Here is a 23511-nt window from a genome sequence, read left to right on the forward strand (position 1 = left end):
GCCGCCTCAGGCGTCGGTGGATGCCGCGGCCCCCCGCGGTGCGGACGCCACCGGCGTGAGCGGCTTCGCGGCGCCCGATGCGAGACCCGAGGCGACGACCAGCACCACGAGCACGAGCAGCGTGGGGAGCAGCCCGATGTGCTCGGCGAGGAAGCCGAGCAGCGGCGGTCCGGCGAGGAACGCGACGTAGCCGATCGTCGCTGCGGCGCTCACCCGGGCGGCCGCGCGCGCGGGATCGTCGGCCGCGGCGGACATGCCGAGCGGGAAGCCCATCGACACCCCCGCGCCCCACAGGAACGCGCCGACGAAGATGAGCGGCAGGTTCGGGGCGAAGACGAACAGGATCATGCCGACCGTCGCGGTCGTCGCGAGGATGCGCAGGGTCGCGACGCGGCCGATGCGGTCGACGAGCGGGCCACCGAGCACGCGCGCGGCGGTCATGCTCACCGAGAACACGGCGAGGCCGATCGCCCCGGCCGCCTCGCCTTGGCGATGCCCCTCGCTCACGCTGAGTGCGAGCCAGTCGTTCGCGCCGCCCTCGGCGAAGGCCATGCCGAGCATGACCACGCCGATCGCGTACGTGCGCGGCTCGCGCCAGGCCGAGAGCGAGATGCGGAGACGCTCCCGCCACGGGGTGCGCTGGGTCGCGGGTGCGGCGTCGGCGGGGATGTGTGCCGGAACCTGGCTCGCGGCGATCAGCCCGGCCACGACGAGGGTGACGGCGATCACGGCGGCGTGCGTGAACACGTCGAACCCGAGCGCGACAGCGAGGGCGCCGAGGCTCGCCCCGATGACGGTGCCGAAGCTGAAGAACGCGTGGAACAGCGGCAGGATCGTCGTGCCCTGCTGCTTCTCGATCGCGGCCCCTTCGACGTTCATCGTGACGTCGACGGCGCCGTTGCCGAGCCCGAACAGCACGAGCCCGGCGAGCACCACGGCGTAGCTGTGCACGAGGTCCGTGCCGACGCCGATCACGAGCACGCCCGCGGCGAACACGGCGATCGCCGCGATGATCGTGCGCCGCGCGCCGATCCGCGTGAACACGATCGGGGCGAGGGAGAGGCCCGCGACGGACGCGATTCCGGCGCCGAGCAGCAGCAGACCGATCTCGAGCTGCGAGATGCCGAGTGCCGCCTTGATCGCGGGCACGCGCGACGCCCAGGTGGCGATGCTGAGCCCGGAGAGCGCGAAGACGACGAAGATCGCGGCGCGCCAGCGCACGAAGGCGCGGCGGTCGGTCGAGTGGAGCATGCAGCACACCCTAATCGAATCGATTCGACACACCAAGCCTCCGACGGGTTAGCATCGGTGCAACATGAGCGCACGCCGAGCCACCATCGCCGACGTCGCCCGCGAGGCGGGGGTGTCGCCGTCGACCGCGTCGGTCGTGTTCAGCGGCAAGACCCAGGTGACGGATGCCACGCGCCAGCGCGTGCTCGCCGCGGCATCCGCGCTCGGCTACACCGGCCCCGACCCCCGCGCCGCCTCGCTGCGTCGCGGGCGCAGCGGCATCATCGGCGTCGTGCTCGGCGGACGCCTGCGCTCGGCGTTCCTCGACCCCGTCACGACCGTCGTGCTCGACGGCATCTCCGAGGGCATCGCCCCACTCGACGCGGCGATCCTCTTGCTGCGCGACGACGCGACCGAGACCGGGCCGTCGCTCATGACCGCGCCCATCGACGGAGCCGTGCTCCTCGGGTGCAGCGCGCACATGCGCTCGTCGCTGGACGATGTGCGTGGGCGTGGCATCCCGGTCGTCGTCATCGAGGGCGATGCGGGCGAGGGGGTGCCGCAGATCGGACTCGACAACGAGGCCGCGCAGCGGCACATCGCGGAGTACACGAAGGGTCTCGGACACGAACGGGTCGTGCACGTGACGATGGCGTTCGACGCGTCGACCCGCGCCGGCTGGGCTCCGTCGGTCGACCTCGACGCGATCACTGTCGACGTCACCCGCGACCGACTGCGCGGCGCCCTCGAGGTGTATCCGGATGCCCCGATCTACCACGCCACCGGAAGTCTCATCGACGAGGGGTACGCCGCCGGCCAGGCCATCCTCGCGCTCGATCCGCGGCCCACGGCGGCCATCGCGCAGACCGACCTGCTCGCCGTCGGCATCGTGCGCGCGGCCCTCGACGCGGGCGTGCGGGTGCCCGAGGACTTCAGCGTCACCGGATTCGACGGCATCCGCGCCGACGGCATCGCCCCCCACCGCCTGACGACCATGGCGCAGCCCGCCGCCGACAAGGGCAGGGCTGCCGGCGAGGTGCTCGCCGCCCTCATCCAGGGGACACCTACGTCGGGGGTCGACTTCGCGAGCCGTTTCCGCGAGGGCAACACCACCGGTCCCGCGCCGCGGGCATAGGCACGCCCGTCTGGGCGAACGCCGCACGCCTCCTATGGGCCGCCCGATAGACTGAGGGCCCGAACCCCGATCGCCTGGGCGCTCCCTCGTTGAGCCCGGCCCGACGACCCCGAGGAGGCCTCGTGCTGGTCCTTCTCGCTGCGTTCGCCCTCCTGCCCCTGCTGCTGCCGTGGCTCGTCTCCCGCATCGGCTCGCGCGCGTTCTTCGTCGCCGCGGCCCTTCCCGTGCTGGCGTTCGTGCACACCGTGTCGCTGTTCCCCCTGGTCGGCACCGACACCCCGCCGACCGAGACACTCGAGTGGATTCCGAGTCTCGACATCTCGCTCACGATGCGCATGGACACCCTCGCCTGGGTGATGGCGCTCGTGGTCACCGGCGTCGGCGCGCTCGTGCTGCTCTACTGCCGCTGGTACTTCGCGGGCAAGACACAGGGCGTCGGGCTCTTCGCCGCGGTGCTGCTCGCGTTCGCCGGGGCCATGTACGGACTGGTGCTGACCGACGACATCGTCGTGCTGGTGATGCTGTGGGAGATCACGAGCATCCTGTCGTACCTGCTCATCGGCTACTACCGCGCGCGCGGCGCGAGCCGTCGCGCGGCGTTGCAGGCACTGCTCGTCACGACCCTCGGCGGCCTCATCATGCTCATCGGCGTGGTGCTGCTCGTGGTGCACACGGGCACGACGAGCATCGCGGGGATCCTCGCGGCGGCGCCCACCGGCCCGGTCGTCGACGCGGCGCTCGTGCTGATCCTCGTGGGCGCGCTGTCGAAGTCGGCGATCTTCCCGTTCCACTTCTGGCTTCCGGGCGCGATGGCCGCACCGACCCCCGTGAGCGCCTACCTGCACGCCGCCGCCATGGTGAAGGCGGGCATCTACCTCATCGCGCGCCTGGCCCCCGTGTTCGCCATCGACCCGACCTGGCGGCCGATCGTCATCGGCCTCGGTGCGTTCACGATGCTGCTCGGCGGCATCCAGGCGCTGCGCGAGTACGACCTCAAGCGCATCCTCGCCTTCGGCACCGTCAGCCAGCTGGGATTCCTCGCGATCGTGCTCGGCTACGGCACCCGCGACGCCGCGCTCGCCGGCCTCGCGCTGCTCATCAGCCACGCCCTGTTCAAGTCGGCGCTGTTCCTCGTGGTCGGCATCGTCGACCGGCAGCTGTCGACCCGTGACATCCGCGAGCTCTCGGGCGTCGGCGGGCAGGCGCCGGTGCTCGCCGCCGCCGCCATCATCTCCGTGTGCTCGATGGCCGGTGTCATCCCCACGATCGGGTTCGTCGCGAAGGAGTCGGTGCTCGCCGCGTTCCTCGAGCAGGCCAGCGAAGGGGCCCCGTGGGCGAGCGTCGGGCTCGTCGCCATCGTGCTCGGGTCGGTGCTGACCGCCGCGTACGGCATCCGGTTCGTCTGGGGTGCGTTCTTCACGAAGAAGGATGCCGCGGGCTCCCCGCGTCCGCGCACCGAGTGGCCCTCTCCCCCGTTCGGGTTCTCGTTCGCACCGGTCGCCCTCGCGGTGCTCACGCTCGTGCTGGGGGCCGCGGCATCCGTTGTGGATGGCGCTCTCGCCCCCTACGCGGCGACAGTTCCCGCCGGTGCGGAGGGCGTCGGCGACCACACCAAGGCCGCGCACCTGGCCCTCTGGCACGGGTTCGAGCCCGCGCTGTGGATCTCGCTCGGCTCCCTCGCGGTCGGCGCGCTCGTCTTCTGGCTCGCGCTGCGCGTCGGCTGGGCCGAGCGTCGTCGCGTGCTGCCGTTCACCGCCGTCGACGTCTACAACGCGGCGCTGCGCGGGGTGATCCGGCTCGCCGTCTCCTCGACCACGCTCACCCAGCGCGGATCCCTGCCCCTGCACCTCGGCGTGATCTTCTCCGTGTTCGTCGTCGCCGAGGGCACCGCCCTCCTCGCGAGCCCCTCGTGGCAGGCTCAGCTGGATGCGTGGCACACGCCCGCGCAGCTCGCCGTGGCCCCCGTCATGATCGTCGCCGGCATCCTCGCCGTGCGTGCCCAGAAGCGCTACACCGGCGTCGTGCTCGTCTCGGTCACCGGACTCGGCATGGTGGTGCTGTTCGCCACGAGCGGGGCGCCCGACCTCGCACTCACGCAGATCCTCGTCGAGACCGTGACGCTCGTCGCGTTCGCCCTCGTGCTGCGCCGCATCCCCTCGCGGCTCGGCGACCACAACGCGTCGGTCGCGCCCATCGGACGGGCGGTGCTCGCGATCGCGGTGGGTGCGACGATGGCCCTCGTCGCGATCGTCGCGACGGGAGCCCGCACCCTGCCGCCGATCTCGCTCGACTTCCCGGCGCTCGCCTACCAGATCGGGCACGGCAAGAACGTCGTGAACGTCGCCCTCGTCGACCTGCGCGGGTGGGACACGATGGGCGAGCTGTCGGTGCTCGTGCTCGCCGCGACCGGCGTCGCCTCGCTCGTGTTCGTCACTCACCGCGCCGACAACCTGTCGTCGTTCACCCGGCCCATCCCCCGCCAGACCGGACGCCGCGTGCTCGTCGAGACCGACGAGGGACTGCGCCCCGCGGCATCCAGCGACTCGACCCGTCGCGCCTGGCTGTACGCCGGTCAGAGGGTGCGCGCCGAGAACCGCTCGATCATGCTCGAGGTGATCGTGCGGGTGCTGTTCCATTCGATCATCGTCGTGTCGATCTACCTACTCTTCGCCGGCCACAACCTTCCCGGCGGCGGTTTCGCCGGCGGCCTCGTCGCGGGCATGGCCCTGGTCATGCGCTACATCGCGGGCGGCCGCTACGAGCTCGGCGCCGCCGCGCCCACCGACGCCGGACGCCTGCTCGGCGTCGGCATGACCCTCGCGGTCGCCTGCGCGATCGTGCCGCTGCTGTTCGGTGAGGCCCCGCTGACCAGCGGCATCCTCGAGGCCGATATCCCCGTCATCGGGCACATCGAGTTCGTGACGTCGACCATCTTCGACATCGGGGTCTACCTCGTGGTCATCGGGCTCGTGCTCGACGTGCTGCGCAGCCTCGGCGCCGAGGTCGACCGTCAGACGCAGGAGCTGCGTGCCCGGGGGGTGAGCGTGCAATGAGCGTCTCGGTCGTGCTCATCGTCGTGATGGCGGCGCTGTTCGCCTGCGGCGTCTACGCCATGCTCGAGCGCTCGCTCACGCGCGTGCTGATCGGCTTCCTGCTGCTCGGCAACGGCGCGAACCTGCTGCTGCTGATCGTGCTCGGCAAGCCCGGCGTCGCCCCCTTCTTCGGGTCTGCCGAGGATGCCGCGTCCTTCTCGGATCCGCTGCCGCAGGCCCTCTCGCTCACCGCCATCGTCATCACGTTCGCGGTCTCGGCGTTCCTGCTGGCGCTGATCTACCGCTCGTGGCAGTTGGGCCAGGCCGACACCGTCGAGGACGACGAGGCCGACGTCGCGCTGCGCGAACGGGCCGCCGAGCCGGCCGACGCTCTCGAGACGGAGGACGAGATCACCGAGCAGGACGACGACGCCACGACCGACTTCGTCGACTCGGAGGTCGCCCCGATCACCGTGCTCTCGAGCCTCGACTTCGATGCACTCGCCGACGACGCGCCGACCGACCGGCCCACCGGTGACGGACGACGGGGGGATGACTCGTGAGCTCCCTCGTCCCCCTGCTGACCACGCTGCCGCTGCTCGGCGCGGCCGTCGCGCTCATCTTCGGTCGTCGTCGGCGCGTGCAGGTGTGGGTGTCGATCGTCACGCTGACCGCGGTGCTCGTGATCGCGTCGGTGCTGCTGGTCTACGTCGACGCCCACGCCCCGCTCGCGGTCGCGGTCGCCGGGTGGCCGGTGCCGTTCGGCATCGTGCTGTACGTCGACACCCTCGCGGCGCTGCTCGTGGTGATCTCCAGCATTGTGCTGCTCGCGGTGCTGCTGTTCTCGGTCGGCCAGGGCGCTGCCGACGGCGACGAGGACACCCCGGTCTCGATCTTCCACCCCTCGTATCTGATCCTCGCGGCGGGCATCTACACCGCGTTCATCGCGGGCGACCTCTTCAACCTCTACGTCGGATTCGAGATCCTGCTGGTCGCGTCGTACGTGCTCATCACGCTCGGCGGCACCGAGGCGCGCATCCGCTCGGGCGTCGTGTACATCGTCGTCTCGCTCGTCTCCTCGGTGCTGTTCCTCTCGGCGATCGCGGCCATCTACGCGGCGCTCGGCACGGTGAACATGGCGCAGATCGCCGAGCGCATGGCGCTGCAGCCGCCCTCCGTGCAGCTCGTGCTGCATCTCATGCTGCTGCTCGCCTTCGGCATCAAGGCGGCCGTGTTCCCACTCTCCTTCTGGCTGCCCGACTCGTACCCGACCGCCCCCGCCCCTGTCACGGCGGTGTTCGCGGGCCTGCTGACCAAGGTCGGCGTGTACGCGATCATCCGCACCGAGACGCAGCTGTTCCCCGACAGCAACATCAACACGCTGCTGCTGATCGTCTCGCTTGCGACGATGATCGTCGGCATCCTCGGCGCCGTCGCCCAGGCCGAGCTCAAACGCATCCTGTCGTTCACACTCGTCAGCCATGTCGGCTACATGATCTTCGGGCTGGCGATCGCGACGCCGGCGGCCATCGGCGCGACCGTGTACTACATGGTGCATCACATCGTCGTGCAGACGACGCTGTTCCTCGCGGTCGGACTGATCGAGCGCCGGGCCGGCACGACGTCGATCCTGAAGCTCAAGGGCCTCATGACGGGGGCGCCGCTGATCGCGCTGCTCTACTTCATCCCGGCGATCAACCTCGGCGGTCTGCCACCGTTCTCGGGCTTCATCGGCAAGTTCGCGCTCTTCGACGCCGCCGCGCAGGTCGGCACGCCTCTCATGATCGTGCTCATCGTGGGTGGGGTCATCACGTCGCTGCTCACCCTGTACACGCTGATGCGCGCGTGGAACCTCGGCTTCTGGCGGGAGAGCACCTCGGCCGAAGAGCCCGAGGTCGAAGACCGCATCCGCTTCCTCGGGTCGGCGCCGGCTGCAGCCGTCCAGACCGAGCGCCGCGTCATCCCCAAGGTCATGACCGCCTCGACCGCCGGGCTCGTGGTGGTCACGATCGCGCTCACCGTGTTCGCCGGACCCCTGTTCGACCTGTGCGCGCGCATCGGCGCGCAGCTGAGCGAGCCGGTGCACGTCGCCCAGGTGATCAGCGACACGACGACCGGCGAGGGGGGCCACTGATGGTGCGTCGCTCCGCCGCCGCGCGCGCGTGGCGCCAGCTGCCGTTCTTCATCTGGCTCGTGCTGCTGTGGATGCTGCTCTGGGGCCAGTTCACGGTGCTCGCCGCGCTCACCGGCATCGTGGTCGCCCTGATCGTCACGCGCGTGTTCCGGCTGCCGCCGGTCGAGCTGTCGGGCCGGCTGCATCCGTGGCACGCGCTCGTCTTCGTGGTCATGTTCGCGTTCGCGGTCGTGCGCGGCTCGCTGTCGGTCGCCTGGATCGTGCTCGACGCGCGCCGCCAGCCGCGCAACGCGGTCATCGCGGTGCCACTGCGGGTCGACGACGACCTCATCATGACCCACACCGCCGTCACGTCCTCGCTCATCCCGGGGTCGCTGCTGATCGACATCGATCGCGACCGGCGGGTGCTCTACCTGCACGTGATCGGCGTGCGCAGCGCGGAGGACATCGAGCGCCAGCGACGCACGGTGCTCGCGTGGGAACGTCGCGTCGTGCAGGCGTTCGGATCGCGCGCCCAAGTGAAGACAGTGACGGATGCCGCGGCGGGAGGAGCCTCGTGAACCCCCTGCTCGTCGCGATCTACATCGTGTTCGCGCTCGCCGCGCTTCTCACGCTGTGGCGCATCGTGAAGGGCCCGTCGATCCTCGACCGGGCCGTGGCATCCGATGTGCTCCTCACCGAGGTGATGTGCGTGCTCGGCGCCGACATGGCGATCAACCACCACACCCGCACGCTGCCGGTGCTGCTGTGCCTCGCGGCGATCGGTGTGTTCGGGTCGGTCGCGATCGCGCGGTTCGTCGCGAGAAGAGAGGATCGGCGATGACCATCGACAGCGTGCTCGACACGGCCTCGCTCGTGCTGATCCTCATCGGCGCCCTGCTGTGCCTCACGGCAGCCATCGGCGTCGTGAGGCTGCGCGACGTCCCCGGGCGCCTGCACGCGGCGACGAAGCCGCAGGTGCTCGGACTCGTGCTCATCTGCCTGGCGATCGCGCTGTCGCTGCGGTCGTGGCCGGTGGTGGCGTTCCTCGTGCCCGTCGTCATGTTCCAGCTCGCGACCGCCCCGCTGTCGGCCCACATGGTCGGTCGTCAGGCCTACCGCAACGGCTCGTTCGACGCCGACACCCTCGTGGTCGATGAGCTCGCCGGACGCGACGTCGACGAAGCCTCGACGATCGACCGCGAGGCCGCCGGCGGCGCCGGCCCCCAGGAGCCCGGCCCGTCGCGTTAGGCGCCGGGCTGCGGCATCCGCTCGTCGTCGGCGCGGTAGCGCTCGTGCAGGCGCGCCTCGCCCCCGCGGTCCGGGATACCGAAGCGCACGACGAGTGCGCCGGCGACGAGCACGATCGCGCCGACGAGGTAGGCGGCCCACGCCCCGGCCGCCAGCGACTCGCGCGCGGCCGCGAGGATCTGGCCCGCATCCGCCGGATAGGCCTGGGCGACATGGGCCGCGGAGGCGAACGACGCCTGCAGCGCCGCCGTCACCTCGGCGCCGATCTCCCCCGCGCGTCCCGAGTCGGCGATGTGGCGGGAGACGGCGCCCGCGAACCCCGCAGCGAGGATCGCACCGAGAAGCGCCTGCATGATCGACCCGCCGAGGTCGCCCTGCAGATCGGATGCCGCGGAGGCCATGCCGACGCGTCGAACGGGCGTCGATCCGGTCAGTGAGCGCGACGACGCGGTCATCACGAACGCGGCTCCCGCGCCGACGAAGAGGAAGCCGACGCCGACGAGCGCGTAGGGCGTGCTCTCGCGCCAGCCGAGCATCGTCAGGAACGCGGCGAGGATGATCGCGTAGCCGAGAAGCATCGCCCACCGGGTGCCGCGCGTACCGACCAGCCGAGCGGCGAACGGCACCGCGATCAGCAGGCCGACGGCGGCGGGGATGACGGCGGCGCCGGCCTTCAGAGGGTCGTAGCCGAGCACGTTCTGCAGGAACTGTTCACCGACGAAGATCGCACCTAGCAGCGCACCGAACGCGATGGTGCCGGCGACGGCAGGCGCCCAGAACAGGCGTCGCCGGGCGATGTGCAGGTCGAACAGGGGGAAGCGGGTACGACGCTGCCGCCACCCGAACCCGCCGATCGCGACGACGGCGACGAGCACCAGCACGATGCCCGGCACCTGCTCGCCCGGATCGAAGACGATCCCGATGCCGAGCACGAGCGCACCGACGCCGACCACGGACAACACGCCGCCGATGTGATCGACGGGCTCCTCGGACTCCGCGACGCGGGAGGGCACGGCCCACGCGACCAGCACCGCGGCGACGAGCGCGAGGGGGATCGCCATGAGGAACGACGGGCGCCAGCCGGCATCCGTCAGCACGATACCGGCGAGCACAGAGCCGCCGACGCTCGCCATCGCGCTCACGCTCGACCACAGGGCGATCGCGCGGGTGCGCGCCGGTCCGTCGGCCCAGAGGGCGGTGATCAGCGACAGGGTCGTCGGGTAGGCGGCGCCGGCCGCGAGCCCCGTGAACACCCGCGCGAGCACGAGCGCCTCGACAGAAGATGCCGCAGCGGACGCGACGCTCGCGACCACGGTGAGCGAGAGACCGATGAGCAGGAGCCGCTTGCGGCCGTAGCGGTCGGCGACGGCGCCGAGGTAGAGCACCGACATCGCCAACCCCAGCCCGTTGCCGATGCCGACGAGGTTCAGGGCCGTCTGGGACGCCCCGAACGCGTCGCCGATCGACGGCAGCGCCACCGTCGCCGCGGCGACATTGATGTTGCAGACGACGGCGGCGAGCACCAATGCCGTGAGCACGAGCCCCGCCCGGGCCGGTGTCGCAGGGCGGGGGGAGGCGGCATCCAACGTGGCGTCCCCTCTCGCGTCGGCATCGGCGTCGACCGAGCGGCCCGCGGACGGCGGGCGCGGCAACGCGCTGGTGGTCAGCCTAGGGGCCGCACCACCAGCGCGTCAGCGTGGCGGATCAGTACCAGCCGGTCGACTGGGAGTGACCCCAGGCGCCGCACGGCGTGCCGTAGGCGCGGCTGATGTAGCCGAGACCCCACGCGATCTGTGTCGCGGGGTTCGTCTGCCAGTCGGCGCCGTTCGCGCCCATCTTCGAGCCCGGCAGGGCCTGGGGGATGCCGTAGGCACCGCTCGAGGCGTTGTAGGCGCGGTAGTTCCAGCCCGACTCCTTCTTCCAGAGGGAGTACAGGCAGGCGAACTGGTCGTCACCCCAGCCGTAGTTGGCGGCCGCCATCTGCTTGGCGATGGCCTGCGCGCTGGCGGGGTCGGCGGCTGCCGCGTTCGCGGCGGCCGCCGACGCCTGCGAGGCGGCGGCGCGCTTGGCTGCCGCGGCCTTCTCGGCGGCGGCCTTCGCGGCAGCCTCCTGCGCTGCGGCCTGCGCGGCCTGCTCGGCGGCGATGCGCGCCTGCTCGGCGTCGTGGGCGGCGATCTGATCGGCGACGGTGGACGTCGTGCCGCGCAGATTCGCGGTGAGGGCGGCCACCGTCTCGGCGGGAAGCTCCTCCGAGTTGGTGAGCTGGTCGATCTGCGCACCGAGGGCGGAGGCGTCGACCTTGCCGGAGGCTCCCGTCACCGTGACTCGGGCGACGGCCGCGTACAGGCTGGCGTCTCGATCGACGTCGCGCGCGGCGGGGCCTGCGAGGGAGGGGGGAGCGGGGGTCTGGGCCGCGGCCGTGGAGACCAGGCCGACGGGGATGCCGACCGCGAGAGTGGTCGCGAGTGCGGCGAGGGGGATGAGCGTTCTCTTACGACGGGGGAGAGTGACGCGAAGGCGCACGGAACTCCAATTCTCGAGCTTCCCTGCGGCTCCTCGCGTGCCCGCCAGGCGGACGACGTCGGGCGGCCGCGCGCGTGTCAGCGGGCGGCGGCCGAGCAGGCTGGCCGCCTCGGACGATGCGGCGGGCGACGGTCGCACGAGGCGGTTCCGGTGCCCTGACGCTGACGCATCACACCCGTCTGGACGGGTGAGTCCGAGGCATCCGCCCCGCTCCCTCGGGTGGGACCGCGGCGGACCCGGCCACGTTAGGGGGCATTTCTGGACGAGTCCTGTATGGATGCCACGGCTCTCCCGGGGGCGTCAGGTGCGGGCGATCGCCTTCTGACCCACGATCTCGTCGGCGTTGTCGGCCACCCAGGAGAGCAACGGGAGCATGCGCTCGACCAGTTCGAGCCCGAGCGGAGTGAGGCTGTACTCGACGTGCGGGGGCACCGCGGGAAGCGATCGCCGGGCCACGAGACCGTCGGCGACGAGGGTGCGCAGCGTCGAGCCGAGCATCTTTTCGCTGATGCCGTCGACGCCCCGGCGCAGCTCGCCCCAGCGCTGCGTGCCGTCGCTGAGAGCGGCGATCACGAGCACTCCCCACCGGCTCATCACGTGGTCGAGCACGACCCGGGTCGGGCATGAATGGGTGAAAGTTCCGGGGCGGTCCTCCCGGATTTCCGCAAAACTCACCGCCATGCCAGTACCATACCCGAAAGTGGGTACCCATCGGTGGGAATGTGCCGATGCCCGATGCCGCTGCATCCTCCGTTCACACGTCGAAGGGAACCCCATGACCATCCTCGTCACCGGTGCCTCCGGGCACCTCGGCCGTCTCGTCGTCGAGCGTCTGCTCGCGCGTGGTGCCGCTGCATCCGACATCGTCGCCGGCGCTCGCACTCCCGCGAAGGCCGCCGACCTCGGCGTGCGCGTCGTCGAGCTCGACTACACGAAGCCCGAGACCGTCGCGGCAGCCCTCGAGGGCGTCGACCGCGTGCTGCTGATCTCGAGCTCCGAGGTCGGACAGCGTGCCGCCCAGCATCAGGTCGTCATCGACGCCGCCGTCGCAGCGGGCGTCGAGCTGCTGGCCTACACGAGCATCTACCGTGCGGGCGAGAGCACCCACATCCTCGCTCCCGAGCATGTCGAGACCGAAGCCGCGATCGCCGCGTCGGGCGTTCCGGCCGTGCTGCTGCGCAACAACTGGTACACCGAGAACCAGCTCGCCGACGTGCAGTACGCGGGCACGTCGGGTGTGCTCGCGGCCGCCGCGGGCGACGGTCGCATCGCGAGCGCCAGCCGCGTGGACTACGCGGACGCTGCCGCCGCGGTGCTGCTGGCCGACGACCAGGCCGGTCGGGTCTATGAGCTCGCCGGTGACGTCGCCTGGAACTACGACGACCTCGCCGCGGCCGCGGCCGCGATCTTCGACCGTGAGGTGGCCTACGTGCGCCAGACGGTCGCCGAGCGCGCCGCCGCGCTCGAGGCCGCCGGGCTCGACGCCGGCACGGCCGGATTCGTCGCCGCGATGGACGCGAGCACGGCCGAGGGCCAGCTCGACGGCGGAGACGGCTCTCTCGCCGCGCTCATCGGACGCCCCACGACGCCTCTCGTCGAGGGACTGCGCGCCGCTCTCTGAGCGCCGCCCCACGGAACGCCGCACCGCTCGGGGTGCGGCGTTCCGTCATGTCGAGCGCGGAGCGTCGCGTCAGGCGGTGAGGCCGCGGAGAGCGGATGCCGCGTCGTCGATGCCCGAGACGAGGTCGGGGGCGGCGCCGGCCACCCAGCGCTGGAACCCCTGGTGGAACAGCGAGACGCCGGCGTCGGCGGCGAGGTCGGCCGACAGGTCGTCGACGCCTCGCGCGCGCAGCGCGTCGGCGGCGGCGGCGCGCATGGTGGCGAGCTTGAGCAGCTCGCGCTCCCGCAGGCTCGTGTTGCGGTCGATCGCGGCCTGACGGGCGGCCACGAAATCGTGGTCGGGGAAGTACTCCTGCGTCTCCCGCATCACCGTGATCATGATCTGCAACGGCGTGAGTCGGTGGTCGGCGGCGGCGATCGCGGCGACGACCCGCTGCTGGAGCACGGCCGATCCCTGGAAGAGCACCTCGCGCTTGTCGGCGAAGTGTCGGAAGAAGGTGCGCTCAGTGACTCCTGCGCGCGCGGCGATGTCGCCGACGGATGTCTCGTCGAACCCGCGCTCGACATAGAGGTCGAGCGCGGCGCGCGCGAGTCGCTCGCGTGCTCCCGGTTCCCATCGACCCATACGTCGATCATAGTGATGACAGTGACTGACGTTGGGTGCTAGCCTGATGTCACACACTGACATCAGGAAGGGAGCGCATCATGCGCATCTTCGTCACCGGAGCCACCGGCTGGATCGGAACCGCCGTGTCGGCCGAACTGCTCTCGGCAGGACATGAGGTCGTCGGCCTCGCTCGCACCGCGGCCGCCGCCGACACCCTCGCCGCCCGCGGCATCGAGGTGCTGCGCGGCGAGCTGACCGACCTCGACTCGCTGCGCGCCGGCGCCGCCGGCGCCGACGCCGTGGCCCACCTCGCCTTCGTGCACGACTTCGCACGGTTCGCCGAGTCAGGGGTGATCGAGCACCATGCCGTCGCCGCGCTCGCCGAGACGCTCGCGCCTCGTGGCGGTGCGCTCATCGTCGCCTCCGGCATGGCGGGCTACCCCGGGCAGACCCTCACCGAGGCGACGCCGTCCACGCAGCACGGCATCGAATCGATGCGCGGCGGCAGCGAGAACCTCGCGCTCGGCTGGGCGGCGCAGGGTGTGCGGGCCATGGCGGCCCGCTTCGCCCCGACGGTGCACGGCATGGGCGACCACGGCTTCACCGCGGAGCTCGCCCGCATCGCCCGCACGCAGGGGTTCGCCGGATATGTCGGCGACGGCATGAACCGCTGGCCCGCGGTACACCGCACCGACGCTGCCCGTCTCGTGCGGCTCGCGATCGAGGGCGGCGAGCCCGGGACGATCGTGCACGCTGTCGCTGAGGACGGAATTCCGGCTCGCGACATCGCGGCGTGGCTCGGTGCCGCACTCGGCGTGCCGGTGCGTTCTGTCGCCCCCGCCGACGCCGATGCGCACTTCGGGTGGATCGGGCGGTTCTTCGCCGCCGACATCGCCGCTTCCGCCACGCTCACCCGTGAGCGCTTCGCCTGGGAGCCGACCGGGCCGACCCTCGCCGAGGACATCGCCGCGGGCGCCTACAGCGGCTGAGTGCAGGAGAATGCGCGAGAACAGGACGATTCGGGCGTGATCGCCCTGTTCCCGCGGGAGTTCCTGTGCGGGCGGGGCCCCGCCTGTGGTGCGACGCTCGCGGCCACGCAGGGTGAGGGGGGCGGATGCCGCGGCATCCGCCCCCCTCACCTCACCCGATGAGGCTCGGCTGCAGATCGCGCAGGGTGCGGCGGTGGGTCATCCGCGTCACGCCGATCGCGGCGAGGAGCAGCGCGCCGATCATCCAGGTGAACAGCACCGCGAGATCGCCGGGCACGCGCGACAGGTCGCCGCCGTACATGAGCTGGCGCATGGCGTCGACGACATATCCCATCGGCAGTACATGATGCAGTGCGGCGAGCGGCCCGGGGAGCGTCTGCCACGGGAAGGTGCCGCCCGCGGTGACCAGCTGCAGCACCATGAGCACCAACCCGAGGAACTGCCCGACCGACCCGAGCCACACGTTCAGCGCCAGCACGATCGCGGCGTAGGTCAGCGAGGCGACCAGCATGATGCCGAGCGTGGCGACGGGGTTCGCGAAGGTGAACCCGAGCGCGACCGCCAGCACGCCGAACAGTCCCAGCATCTGCACGCCGCCGAGCAGCCCCGGGGTCAGCCAACCGGCGACCGTCACCCGCAGGGGCGAGTGCAGCGCGGTCACGGCTCGCCGGGAGATCGGCTTCACGATCAGGAACAGGGCGTAGATGCCGATCCAGCCGGCGAGGGCCACGAAGAAGGGGGCGAGGCCCGCGCCGTAGTCCTCGGCGGAGGCGAGCTTGCCCGACGTGACCGTCACCGGGTCCGAGATCGTCTCGGCCTGCTTCTCGCGAAGGTCGGCCGACGAGTCCGGGATCTGCGACAGCCCGCTCTCGAGTCCGTCACGCAGCTTCGCGGCGCCCTGATCGAGCGTCGTCAGCCCGCTCGCCAGCTGGGCCGTGCCGTCCTTCAGCTGAGAGGCACCGGATGCCGCGGCATCCGCCCCGCTTGCCAGGCTCGACGCGCCATCGGCGACCTGGCTCGCCCCGCTCGAGACCTGCTGCGCGCCCGCGTTGAGCTGGTCGATCTTGCCGACAGCGGCCTGCAGCTGCGTGTTCGCCGCCGTCAGCTGGGTGCCGAGCGGATCGAGCTGCGCGAGCACCTGGTTGATCTGGGCCTGGGTGAGCCCCTGGTCCGCGAGCTGCTGCGCAATGGCCGACCGCACCTGCGGCAGCGCACCGGCGGCCTGGTTCGCGACCGCACCCACCTGATCGGCCGTCTGCGCGAGTTGCGCCGTGCCCGAGGCGACCTGGGCGGCGCCGCTCGCCACCCGGTCGGCGCCCGCGCTGAGCGTGCCCGCCCCGGCGGCGAGCTGGGACGTGCCGTCGGAGAGCTGCGCCGCTCCTGCGGCGGCCGTGTTCGCACCGGATGCCGCGGCATCCGCCCCGCTCGCGAGGCTCGTCGCGCCGTCCGCCGCCGTCACCAGGTTCGAGCGGATGTCGCTGATGCCGGTGAGCAGCCGCAGGGCCGCCTGTTTGCCGACGAGCTGCGTGACCGAGGCCTGGATCTTCGCGACCGCCTGCGAGCCGATCGTGGACGCCAGGTAGTTGTTCGCGTCGTTGGTCTGCAGCGAGATCGTCGCCGCGTGCGGATCGGTGCCGGCAGCGGAGGTGAGAGCGGCCGAGAAGTCGGCCGGGATCGTCACCGTGAAGTCGACGCCGCCCTGCGCGAGCGAGGCCCGCGCCTCGGCAGGAGTCAGGCGCTGCCACGCGAACGTTCCGCTCGACATCAGCTGGTCGGCGACCTGCTCGCCGTAGTTCGACGCGGGCTGGTCGCCGGACGCCGCGACGCCGATGTCCTCGACGACGAGGCCGACGGGAACGTCGGCCAGCTTGCCGTACGGGTCCTGGTTGGCCCACAGGTACAGGCCGCCGTAGAGGATCGGCACGCACATGAGCGCGATGAGCGCGATGACGGCCATGCGGGTGGCGGTGAGGCGGCGCAGTTCCGCCGCGATCATGGCGGGGATCTTCATCGGGGGTCCTCGGTGGGGTCGGGAGTGTGGGGGGAGTCGAGGGGCTCGCTCGTCGGGTCGCCCACGGGCGCGTACACCGAGGCGCCGTCGGCGCCCGGCTCGGGCTCGCTCGTCTGGTCGCCCGTCCCCTCGGGCTCGACGGGCAGGGGCGGGAGCGGGTCGGTCGCCCGCACCGCGGCGCCGGCCAGCACCATCGCCGACGCCTCGCCGGCGATCACCAGCACGGCCACGTCGCGGGCGGCGATCTCCTCGGCGATCGACCACCACGCGACCGGGTCGCCGCCGTGGCGGTCGGGGGAGACCAGCACGACGCCGTCGACGCCGCGCCGCAGCAGGGCGAGCTCGAGCAGCATCCTCACCCGCGCGGCCGGCTCGAGGTCGGCGATCGGCGTGCGGGAATGGGCGTCGAGGTCGTGCGAACGCAGCCACGCGCGCACCGCGCGGGGGTGGGACGGAGCGCCGGCGAACATCAGCTCCTCGGCGGCGACGCCGGCGACCGTGACATCGGCGGCCGGATCGCACACGTCGGGCGCGTCGACCAGGGCGATGCGTCGACGCAGGGCCGCGGCATCCGCTCGTCCGTCGATGCGCACCTCGCCGGTGCCGCTGCTCATGCGTCCGGCGGCCAGCAGGCCCAGCACTGTCGGCCGCTGCTCGGTCTCGGCGGTCGCGAGACGGGCGACCCCCGACTCGTAGGCGATCGTGGTCGACGGCAGCGCCTCGCCGCCGCGACCCTTCGACACGTCGGTCAGCTCGATGCGCATCAGTCCTCCTCGAGAACGGCGGGGTGGGTGCTCAGCAGGTCGGATGCCTCGTGCCATGACAGTCCCGCGACGCTCAGCACGAGGCGCACGGCGACATCGCGGGCGTCGACGTCGTCGATGTCTGTCAGCTCGCGGAGCGCTGTGCGCGCGGCCTCCTCGATGACGCGGGCGAGGAGGGCGGGCGGGAGGTCGCCGCGGAATGCGCCGCCGGCGACGCCGCGGTCGACGATCCCGCGCAGCCGCTCACGCAACGGCCCGAGGGAGCGGGCGGTCTCGTCGACGTGGTCGTCGTCGACGGCGAGGCTCGCGGAGGCCTGCACCTGTGCGGCCTCCGCCCACAGCCGTGCGGCGAGCGTCGCGAGGGCGATCGCGGGGTCGATGTCGAGCGTGCTCGTCGCGATCGCGTTGAACCGCTCGGCAGCGACCGCGATGACCGCGCGCACCAGGCTGTCGCGGTCGGGGAAGTGACCGTAGACGGCGCGACGACTGAGGCCGGCCTCGCGGGCGATCGTGTCGATCGAGGCGTGGGGGTCGCGGGCGAGCACGGTCTGCGCGGCCCGCACGAGCGCGACCCGATTGGTCGCGGCATCCGCTCGTCGCGCGCGTGCGGGCGCGGCAGGGGGCACACCGGGGGGCATGCCCGTCAGTCTACGCTAACTTGCACAGGGCTGTGCAAGTTAATTCGAGGCGATGGCTTTCAGTCGGTTCCGGCGTCGAAGGCCGACGACTCGTTCGCCGCGTCTGTCGCGTCGGCGAGGGCCTCGCGCGCGTCGGAGAACGGCTCGGCGTTCTCGACGATCTCGTCCGCGGCGCCCGACTCGAGACGTCCGACGAGAGCGCCCGTCGGACCGCCGATGAGACCCTGCGCCGCGTACTGCTCGAGGCGCGCGCGGGAGTCGGCGATGTCGAGGTTTCGCATCGTGAGCTGGCCGATGCGGTCGACCGGGCCGAATGCGGCGTCGCCGACACGCTCCATCGAGAGCTTCTCGGGTGCGTACGACATGCCGACGGCCGTCGTGTCGAGGATCGTGTAGTCCTCGCCGCGACGCAGGCGCAGCGTCACCGAGCCGGTGATCGTCGACCCGACCCACTTCTGGATCGACTCGCGCAGCATGAGCGACTGGGGCTCGAGCCAGCGACCCTCGTACATGAGGCGGCCGAGACGGCGACCCTGTTCGTGGTAGGTCGCGAGGGTGTCCTCGTTGAGGATGCTGTTCACGAGTCGCTCGTACGCGATGAACAGCAGCGCCATACCCGGCGCCTCGTAGATGCCGCGGGACTTCGCCTCGATGATGCGGTTCTCGATCTGGTCGCTCATGCCCAGGCCGTGGCGGCCGCCGATGCGGTTCGCCTCGAACACGAGCGCCACCGGGTCGCGGAACTCGACGCCGTTCAGCGCCACCGGACGCCCGGCCTCGAACGTCACGGTGACGTCCTCCGCGGCGATCTCGACGGACGGGTCCCAGAAGCGAACGCCCATGATGGGCTCGACGGTCTCGAGTGAGACATCCAGGTGCTCGAGGGTCTTCGCCTCGTGCGTCGCCCCCCAGATGTTGGCGTCGGTCGAATAGGCCTTCTCGGCGCTGTCGCGATAGGGGAAGCCGTGGGCGACGAGCCACTCGCTCATCTCCTGCCGGCCGCCGAGCTCGGTCACGAAGTCGGCGTCGAGCCACGGCTTGTAGATGCGCAGCGCGGGGTTGGCGAGCAGGCCGTAGCGGTAGAACCGCTCGATGTCGTTGCCCTTGTAGGTCGAACCGTCACCCCAGATGTCGACGCCGTCCTCCTTCATCGCGCGCACGAGCAGCGTGCCGGTGACGGCGCGGCCGATGGGGGTGGTGTTGAAGTAGGTGCGTCCGCCCGAGCGGATGTGGAACGCGCCACAGGTCAGCGCGACGAAGCCCTCCTCGACGAGGGCCGTCTTGCAGTCGACCAGGCGCGAGACCTCGGCACCGTACTCGAGCGCGCGCCCCGGGATCGCATCGATGTCGGTCTCATCGGGCTGGCCGAGGTCACCGGTGTAGGTGCAGGGTATGGCGCCCTTGTCGCGCATCCAGGCCACCGCGACCGAGGTGTCAAGGCCCCCCGAGAACGCGATGCCGACGCGCTCGCCGACGGGGAGGGACTGCAGCACTTTCGACATGGGCACCAGCCTACCGAGCCGGATGCCGCGTGCCCCGCGCTCGGGCGCGGTCAGGAGCGGGTGCGCAGACGCCCCACCCAGACCACGAGGACGCCGACCACGATGAACGCCGCGGAGATGATCGCGACCCAGAGCGCCACCCCGGCGTAGCCCGACGCCTGCGCGTTCGGGTCGAGGAACGGGTAGGGGTACCAGTACGGCGCCCCCGTGTTGGGGTTGGTCACGAGCGGCCCGCGCACGAGGGTGTAGACGACCCACACGATCGGGAACGCGAGCACGATCGGCACCACGCGCCATCCCAACGACCGCACCCGCGCGCCCACCAGCACATCGGCCAACAGGATGATCGGACCGACCACGTGCAGGATCTCGTTCGCCCATTCGACGGTCGTGCCCTGCGGCAGCGGGATGCCGCGCAGCAGGGTGTTGTAGACGATGCCCGTGATGATCATGTAGGTGCTCACGCAGGCGAGCACGACCGCGAGACCCCGGGGGAGAGGCGAGACGCCACCCCGCCCGCCGGTGACGGACCACACCGCCACCGCGGCGAGGATCACGACCGACCCGACATTGGAGAGGATCGTGAAGAAGCTGAAGAAGTTCACGAGCACGACGCCCACGTCGAGCCCGTTCGCGATCGCGCCGCCGAAGGTGACCTCGGCCTGGCCGATGATCGCCGTGAGGATGATGAGCGCTCCCGCGGCGCGCACGAGCGTCCAGGTGCGTGCCCAGCCGGGGGTCTGCAGCGTCGTCATCTGCTCACTGTAGGGGGATGCCGCACGCCGGCGTCCGCGCCATCCCGCTCCCGAGCGGGCCTCTCGATAGGATGGGGTGTAACCCCCTCTGCTAGGTGAGGAGCCACCATGCCCGGAATTGTCATCGTCGGCGTGCAGTGGGGTGACGAGGGGAAGGGCAAGGCCACCGACCTGCTCGGCGACCGCACCGACTGGGTCGTCAAGTTCAACGGAGGCAACAACGCCGGCCACACCGTCGTGATCGGCGACGAGAAGTACGCGCTGCACCTCCTTCCCTCCGGCATCCTGTCGCCCGGCGTCAACCCCGTCATCGGCAACGGCGTCGTCGTCGACCTCGAGGTGCTGTTCTACGAGCTCGAGGCGCTCGCCGCCCGCGGTCTCGACACGTCGCGCCTGCGCATCAGCGCGAACGCCCACATCATCACGCAGTACCACCGCACCCTCGACAAGGTGACCGAGCGCTTCCTCGGCAAGCGCCAGATCGGCACGACCGGGCGCGGCATCGGCCCCGCCTACGCCGACAAGATCAATCGTGTCGGCATCCGCGTGCAGGACCTCTTCGACGAGAACATCCTGCGTCAGAAGGTCGAGGGCGCCCTCGACCAGAAGAACCACCTGCTGGTGAAGGTCTTCAACCGTCGCGCGATCGCCGTCGACGAGATCGTCGACGACCTGCTCTCCTACGCCGAGCGCCTGCGCCCGATGGTCGCCGACACCGCCCTGCTGCTCAGCGAGGCGCTCGACGCGGGCGATGTCGTGGTGTTCGAGGGCGGACAGGCCACGATGCTCGACGTCGACCACGGCACGTACCCGTTCGTCACGAGCTCGTCGGCGACGGCCGGCGGCGCCGCGACCGGCTCCGGTGTCGGCCCGAACCGCCTCGACCGCATCGTCGGCATCGTGAAGGCCTACACGACGCGGGTCGGCTCCGGTCCCTTCCCGACCGAGCTGTTCGACGAACAGGGCGAATGGCTGCGATCGCGCGGCTTCGAGTTCGGCACGACCACCGGCCGTCCGCGTCGGGTGGGCTGGTACGACGCGCCCATCACCCGATACGCGACGCGCATCAACGGCATCACCGACCTCGTGCTCACCAAGCTCGACATCCTCACCGGCCTCGACGAGATCCCGGTGTGCGTGGCCTACGACGTCGACGGTGAGAGGTTCGACGAGGTGCCGGTGAACCAGAGCGACTTCCACCACGCGACCCCGATCCTGGAGTACTTCCCGGGCTGGAGCGAGGACATCTCGGGTGCCCGCACCTTCGACGAGCTTCCCCTCGAGGCGCAGGACTACGTGCTCGCGCTCGAGCAGATGAGCGGCACCCGCATCTCGGTGATCGGTGTCGGCCCCGCGCGCGACGCCGTCATCGTGCGCCACGATCTCGTCGACTGACCCGCGCCATGCGGTTCTGGCTCGGCGGGTACGGTGCCGACATGGGCGGCGAGGCCGCCGGCATCGGCGAGCTGCGCGCCGGTGAGGTGATCGACCACCTCGCGGGCGGGCCGTTGGCCTTCGCCGGCACGGCGGCGGCGGCATCCTCGCCGTCGTGGCTCAGCGCCCACCCGAGGCTCGACGTCGTCTACGCGGCACTCGAGGGACAGGGGGCCGTGCAGGCCTTCCGTCGCACGAGCGAGCGCGGCTTCGCCCGCCTCGGCGATCCGGTTCCCGCCGGCGACCTGGTCTGCCACGTCGCCGTCGACCCCGACGGCACGCGGCTCATCGCGAGCTGCTGGGGGGACGGTCGTGTCGTGGCGATGGGGCTGGATGCCGCGGGCCGCCCGCATACGCCGGAGATCGGGGCGTCAGCCGGGGATCCGTTCTCGTCCGGCGACCCGTTCGCGGTCGCGGGGGATTCGGTGGGCCAGGCACCCGCGCGCCCCGCGGTGGACGCGATCGATCTCGCCGCTGCGGCGCGCGCCCTGCGTGAGGCGGCGGGGGCGGAGTTCGCGCATCTCGTTCCCGACTACGCCGAGCCCGAGGCATCCGTCGAACCCGCCGTCGTCGTCGAGGTCGACCCCGAAGTGCGCGTCTCGCGCGCCCACCATGCGACCTTCCTGCCGCGCGGACTCGTCGCCACCACCGACATGGGCTTCGACCTGGTGCGGTTCTGGCGACCGTCGGGGTCGCGGCTGCGTCCGGTCGGAGAGGTCGTGCTCCCGCGGGGCAGCGGGCCGCGGCACGCGGTCTGGCACCCGAGCGGTCACCTGTACGTCGTCACCGAGCTGAGCGCCGAGCTCTTCGCGCTCGCGCCGGATGCGTCGGGTGCGTGGCGCATCGTGGCGGGTCTGTCGCTGGGTGCGCCCGCCGGCGACCTCGCGGCGGGCATCGTGCTCTCTCGTGATGCCGAGCGGGTCTACCTGGGGTTGCGGGGCAGCGACACGATCGCCACCGTGCGCGTGGCCGGCACCGGCACCGATCTCACCCCGCTCGCCCTCGTGGAGTCGGGGGTGAGCTGGCCGCGCGACCACACCGTGCAGCGCGACACCCTGCTTGTCGCAGGCGAGCGCAGCGGCAGCATCGCGTCGCTCGCACTCGACCTGCGCACGGGCATACCGGGACGCGTGCGGCACCGCACCGAGGCGCCGAACCCCACACGCATCCTCGTCGCGCGCTGAGCGCCACGGCAGGCGCCCACCGGCGGGGCAGCGTGCGCATGAGCGGTGTCAGATCGTCGACGCTCCGAGCGGCACGGCGGCCGCGAGGAACACGGCGAGATCATCGAGCACCCGCTGATCGATCGCGTGGCCGAGCCCGGGATAGACCCGAGCGGTGAGGGTCGTGTGCGAGGGGAGCCAGGCCTCGGTGCGTTCGACGGCCGGGGTCGCGATGACGCGGTCGGCGTCACCCCGCGCCCAGAACGCCTCCGGCTTCATGCGGCGAAGCAGCGGGTCCGCCGGCTGTGCGGCGCCGAGCACGAAACCCCCCAGCACCGCGGTGGCGGCGACCCGTTCGGGGCGGGTGCGCAGCAGCTGGCTCGCCATGAGTCCGCCCTGCGAGAAGCCGATCGGCACGATCCGGGCATCGGGCAGCAGGTTCTCCTGGACCCAGGTCCAGATCGCCTCGGTCGCCTCGACGACGGGCTGCGGGTCGGGGGAGCCGGGCACCGTGACAGGGAACCACGCGGCTCCGCCCTGGGGTAGGGCCAGCGGGGCGCGCAGGGACACCCACGGGAGTCCCGCGGTGAGGCGGTCGCCGATGCCGGCGAGGTCGCGCTCGCTCGCTCCGTAGCCGTGCAGCAGCAGGGCGACGACGGGAGCGCTGGTGGCGAGAGGGTCGGATGCCGCGGTCTCACGGATCAGCATGGGGGGAGCCTTTCGAGCGGAGCGAGGTCGAGCGGG

General features: G+C 71.6%; 22 protein-coding genes. 11 read left to right on the forward strand and 11 right to left on the reverse strand.

All coding sequences use genetic code 11. The features are described 5' to 3' along the window. Positions 1-6 precede the first annotated feature (6 nt). Positions 7-1251 (reverse strand): MFS transporter, encoded by a 1245-nt coding sequence (locus ABT08_RS00510; RefSeq protein ID WP_045247936.1) that lies wholly within the window; start codon positions 1249-1251, stop codon positions 7-9. A gap of 64 nt (positions 1252-1315) precedes the next feature. Between ABT08_RS00510 and ABT08_RS00515 the strand changes: the two genes are divergently transcribed. The 7 genes from ABT08_RS00515 (at position 1316) to mnhG (ending at position 8761) form a co-directional block, all read left to right on the forward strand. Then, positions 1316-2365, forward strand: coding sequence for a LacI family DNA-binding transcriptional regulator (locus ABT08_RS00515; RefSeq protein ID WP_056206166.1), 1050 nt, complete (start codon positions 1316-1318; stop codon positions 2363-2365). A gap of 122 nt (positions 2366-2487) precedes the next feature. Further along, entirely contained in the window at positions 2488-5418 is a 2931-nt protein-coding gene (locus tag ABT08_RS00520; protein WP_056519640.1) for a Na+/H+ antiporter subunit A, read from the forward strand. Beyond that, positions 5415-5960 (forward strand): Na(+)/H(+) antiporter subunit C, encoded by a 546-nt coding sequence (locus tag ABT08_RS00525; protein WP_045247939.1) that lies wholly within the window; start codon positions 5415-5417, stop codon positions 5958-5960. The genes ABT08_RS00520 and ABT08_RS00525 overlap by 4 nt, the downstream gene beginning before the upstream one ends. Further along, positions 5957-7531, forward strand: coding sequence for a Na+/H+ antiporter subunit D (locus tag ABT08_RS00530; RefSeq protein ID WP_045247940.1), 1575 nt, complete (start codon positions 5957-5959; stop codon positions 7529-7531). The genes ABT08_RS00525 and ABT08_RS00530 overlap by 4 nt, the downstream gene beginning before the upstream one ends. Next, positions 7531-8091 (forward strand): Na+/H+ antiporter subunit E, encoded by a 561-nt coding sequence (locus ABT08_RS00535; RefSeq protein ID WP_056206168.1) that lies wholly within the window; start codon positions 7531-7533, stop codon positions 8089-8091. The genes ABT08_RS00530 and ABT08_RS00535 overlap by 1 nt, the downstream gene beginning before the upstream one ends. Then, a complete protein-coding gene (locus tag ABT08_RS00540; protein WP_045247942.1) occupies positions 8088-8354 on the forward strand; it encodes an MrpF/PhaF family protein in 267 nt (88 codons plus the stop codon). Before ABT08_RS00535 ends, ABT08_RS00540 begins: the two co-directional genes overlap by 4 nt. After that, positions 8351-8761 carry a monovalent cation/H(+) antiporter subunit G gene (gene mnhG / locus ABT08_RS00545; RefSeq protein ID WP_045247943.1) on the forward strand — a complete coding sequence of 137 codons (411 nt, stop codon included), beginning with the start codon at positions 8351-8353 and terminating at the stop codon, positions 8759-8761. Before ABT08_RS00540 ends, mnhG begins: the two co-directional genes overlap by 4 nt. On the opposite strand, the gene ABT08_RS00550 is transcribed toward mnhG, so the two are convergent. The 3 genes from ABT08_RS00550 to ABT08_RS00560 form a co-directional block, all read right to left on the reverse strand. Beyond that, complete coding sequence (locus ABT08_RS00550; protein ID WP_288113661.1) at positions 8758-10413, reverse strand: MFS transporter; 1656 nt, start codon at positions 10411-10413, stop codon at positions 8758-8760. The genes mnhG and ABT08_RS00550 overlap by 4 nt on opposite strands. A gap of 52 nt (positions 10414-10465) precedes the next feature. Then, positions 10466-11284 (reverse strand): aggregation-promoting factor C-terminal-like domain-containing protein, encoded by an 819-nt coding sequence (locus ABT08_RS00555; protein WP_045247944.1) that lies wholly within the window; start codon positions 11282-11284, stop codon positions 10466-10468. A gap of 300 nt (positions 11285-11584) precedes the next feature. Beyond that, positions 11585-11965 carry a winged helix-turn-helix transcriptional regulator gene (locus tag ABT08_RS00560; protein ID WP_045247945.1) on the reverse strand — a complete coding sequence of 127 codons (381 nt, stop codon included), beginning with the start codon at positions 11963-11965 and terminating at the stop codon, positions 11585-11587. A gap of 94 nt (positions 11966-12059) precedes the next feature. On the opposite strand from ABT08_RS00560, the gene ABT08_RS00565 reads away from it, so the two are divergent. After that, the gene (locus ABT08_RS00565; protein ID WP_056206172.1) at positions 12060-12905 is read left to right on the forward strand and encodes an NAD(P)H-binding protein; all 846 of its coding nucleotides are present in this window, start codon (positions 12060-12062) and stop codon (positions 12903-12905) included. Between the two features lie 69 nt (positions 12906-12974). Here ABT08_RS00565 and ABT08_RS00570 read toward each other — a convergent pair whose 3' ends face one another. Continuing rightward, a complete protein-coding gene (locus tag ABT08_RS00570) occupies positions 12975-13529 on the reverse strand; it encodes a TetR/AcrR family transcriptional regulator (protein ID WP_056206173.1) in 555 nt (184 codons plus the stop codon). 80 nt (positions 13530-13609) lie between these two features. On the opposite strand from ABT08_RS00570, the gene ABT08_RS00575 reads away from it, so the two are divergent. Beyond that, positions 13610-14500: an NAD-dependent epimerase/dehydratase family protein gene (locus ABT08_RS00575; RefSeq protein ID WP_045247948.1), complete on the forward strand. Its 891-nt coding sequence runs from the start codon at positions 13610-13612 to the stop codon at positions 14498-14500. A gap of 151 nt (positions 14501-14651) precedes the next feature. Here the strand turns inward: ABT08_RS00575 and ABT08_RS00580 are convergent, their stop codons facing one another. Genes ABT08_RS00580 through ABT08_RS00600 form a run of 5 tightly spaced genes read right to left on the reverse strand, consistent with a single transcriptional unit; the run spans position 14652 to position 20170 of the window. Then, positions 14652-16511 carry a YhgE/Pip family protein gene (locus ABT08_RS00580; RefSeq protein WP_056206176.1) on the reverse strand — a complete coding sequence of 620 codons (1860 nt, stop codon included), beginning with the start codon at positions 16509-16511 and terminating at the stop codon, positions 14652-14654. Then, positions 16508-17275 carry a hypothetical protein gene (locus tag ABT08_RS00585; RefSeq protein ID WP_288113665.1) on the reverse strand — a complete coding sequence of 256 codons (768 nt, stop codon included), beginning with the start codon at positions 17273-17275 and terminating at the stop codon, positions 16508-16510. The genes ABT08_RS00580 and ABT08_RS00585 overlap by 4 nt, the downstream gene beginning before the upstream one ends. Beyond that, positions 17275-17913 carry a TetR/AcrR family transcriptional regulator gene (locus ABT08_RS00590; protein WP_056519642.1) on the reverse strand — a complete coding sequence of 213 codons (639 nt, stop codon included), beginning with the start codon at positions 17911-17913 and terminating at the stop codon, positions 17275-17277. Before ABT08_RS00590 ends, ABT08_RS00585 begins: the two co-directional genes overlap by 1 nt. Positions 17914-17972: 59 nt before the next feature. Beyond that, positions 17973-19415: an argininosuccinate synthase gene (gene argG / locus ABT08_RS00595; protein WP_045247951.1), complete on the reverse strand. Its 1443-nt coding sequence runs from the start codon at positions 19413-19415 to the stop codon at positions 17973-17975. Between the two features lie 50 nt (positions 19416-19465). After that, positions 19466-20170 (reverse strand): Pr6Pr family membrane protein, encoded by a 705-nt coding sequence (locus tag ABT08_RS00600; protein WP_045247952.1) that lies wholly within the window; start codon positions 20168-20170, stop codon positions 19466-19468. Positions 20171-20278: 108 nt separating this feature from the next. Between ABT08_RS00600 and ABT08_RS00605 the strand changes: the two genes are divergently transcribed. Together ABT08_RS00605 and ABT08_RS00610 are read left to right on the forward strand one after the other, a co-directional pair. Next, positions 20279-21565 (forward strand): adenylosuccinate synthase, encoded by a 1287-nt coding sequence (locus ABT08_RS00605; protein ID WP_045247953.1) that lies wholly within the window; start codon positions 20279-20281, stop codon positions 21563-21565. 8 nt (positions 21566-21573) lie between these two features. Further along, positions 21574-22788 carry a lactonase family protein gene (locus ABT08_RS00610; RefSeq protein ID WP_056519648.1) on the forward strand — a complete coding sequence of 405 codons (1215 nt, stop codon included), beginning with the start codon at positions 21574-21576 and terminating at the stop codon, positions 22786-22788. 48 nt (positions 22789-22836) lie between these two features. Here ABT08_RS00610 and ABT08_RS00615 read toward each other — a convergent pair whose 3' ends face one another. Then, positions 22837-23475: an alpha/beta hydrolase gene (locus tag ABT08_RS00615; protein WP_056519652.1), complete on the reverse strand. Its 639-nt coding sequence runs from the start codon at positions 23473-23475 to the stop codon at positions 22837-22839. Between the last annotated feature and the right edge of the window lie 36 nt (positions 23476-23511).

This window comes from Microbacterium sp. SCN 71-21, from assembly GCF_001725695.1.
GTDB lineage: Bacteria > Actinomycetota > Actinomycetes > Actinomycetales > Microbacteriaceae > Microbacterium > Microbacterium ginsengisoli.

What these genes read in the sequence shown, in the direction of transcription:
- ABT08_RS00510 (WP_045247936.1), bottom strand. Translation starts at nt 1,251, where the DNA reads ATGCTCCACTCGACCGACCGCCGCGCCTTCGTGCGCTGGCGCGCCGCG.
- ABT08_RS00515 (WP_056206166.1), top strand. Translation starts at nt 1,316, where the DNA reads ATGAGCGCACGCCGAGCCACCATCGCCGACGTCGCCCGCGAGGCGGGG.
- ABT08_RS00525 (WP_045247939.1), top strand. Translation starts at nt 5,415, where the DNA reads ATGAGCGTCTCGGTCGTGCTCATCGTCGTGATGGCGGCGCTGTTCGCC.
- ABT08_RS00535 (WP_056206168.1), top strand. Translation starts at nt 7,531, where the DNA reads ATGGTGCGTCGCTCCGCCGCCGCGCGCGCGTGGCGCCAGCTGCCGTTC.
- mnhG (WP_045247943.1), top strand. Translation starts at nt 8,351, where the DNA reads ATGACCATCGACAGCGTGCTCGACACGGCCTCGCTCGTGCTGATCCTC.
- ABT08_RS00560 (WP_045247945.1), bottom strand. Translation starts at nt 11,965, where the DNA reads ATGGCGGTGAGTTTTGCGGAAATCCGGGAGGACCGCCCCGGAACTTTC.
- ABT08_RS00565 (WP_056206172.1), top strand. Translation starts at nt 12,060, where the DNA reads ATGACCATCCTCGTCACCGGTGCCTCCGGGCACCTCGGCCGTCTCGTC.
- ABT08_RS00570 (WP_056206173.1), bottom strand. Translation starts at nt 13,529, where the DNA reads ATGGGTCGATGGGAACCGGGAGCACGCGAGCGACTCGCGCGCGCCGCG.
- ABT08_RS00575 (WP_045247948.1), top strand. Translation starts at nt 13,610, where the DNA reads ATGCGCATCTTCGTCACCGGAGCCACCGGCTGGATCGGAACCGCCGTG.
- ABT08_RS00580 (WP_056206176.1), bottom strand. Translation starts at nt 16,511, where the DNA reads ATGAAGATCCCCGCCATGATCGCGGCGGAACTGCGCCGCCTCACCGCC.
- ABT08_RS00585 (WP_288113665.1), bottom strand. Translation starts at nt 17,275, where the DNA reads ATGCGCATCGAGCTGACCGACGTGTCGAAGGGTCGCGGCGGCGAGGCG.
- ABT08_RS00590 (WP_056519642.1), bottom strand. Translation starts at nt 17,913, where the DNA reads ATGCCCCCCGGTGTGCCCCCTGCCGCGCCCGCACGCGCGCGACGAGCG.
- argG (WP_045247951.1), bottom strand. Translation starts at nt 19,415, where the DNA reads ATGTCGAAAGTGCTGCAGTCCCTCCCCGTCGGCGAGCGCGTCGGCATC.
- ABT08_RS00600 (WP_045247952.1), bottom strand. Translation starts at nt 20,170, where the DNA reads ATGACGACGCTGCAGACCCCCGGCTGGGCACGCACCTGGACGCTCGTG.
- ABT08_RS00605 (WP_045247953.1), top strand. Translation starts at nt 20,279, where the DNA reads ATGCCCGGAATTGTCATCGTCGGCGTGCAGTGGGGTGACGAGGGGAAG.
- ABT08_RS00610 (WP_056519648.1), top strand. Translation starts at nt 21,574, where the DNA reads ATGCGGTTCTGGCTCGGCGGGTACGGTGCCGACATGGGCGGCGAGGCC.
- ABT08_RS00615 (WP_056519652.1), bottom strand. Translation starts at nt 23,475, where the DNA reads ATGCTGATCCGTGAGACCGCGGCATCCGACCCTCTCGCCACCAGCGCT.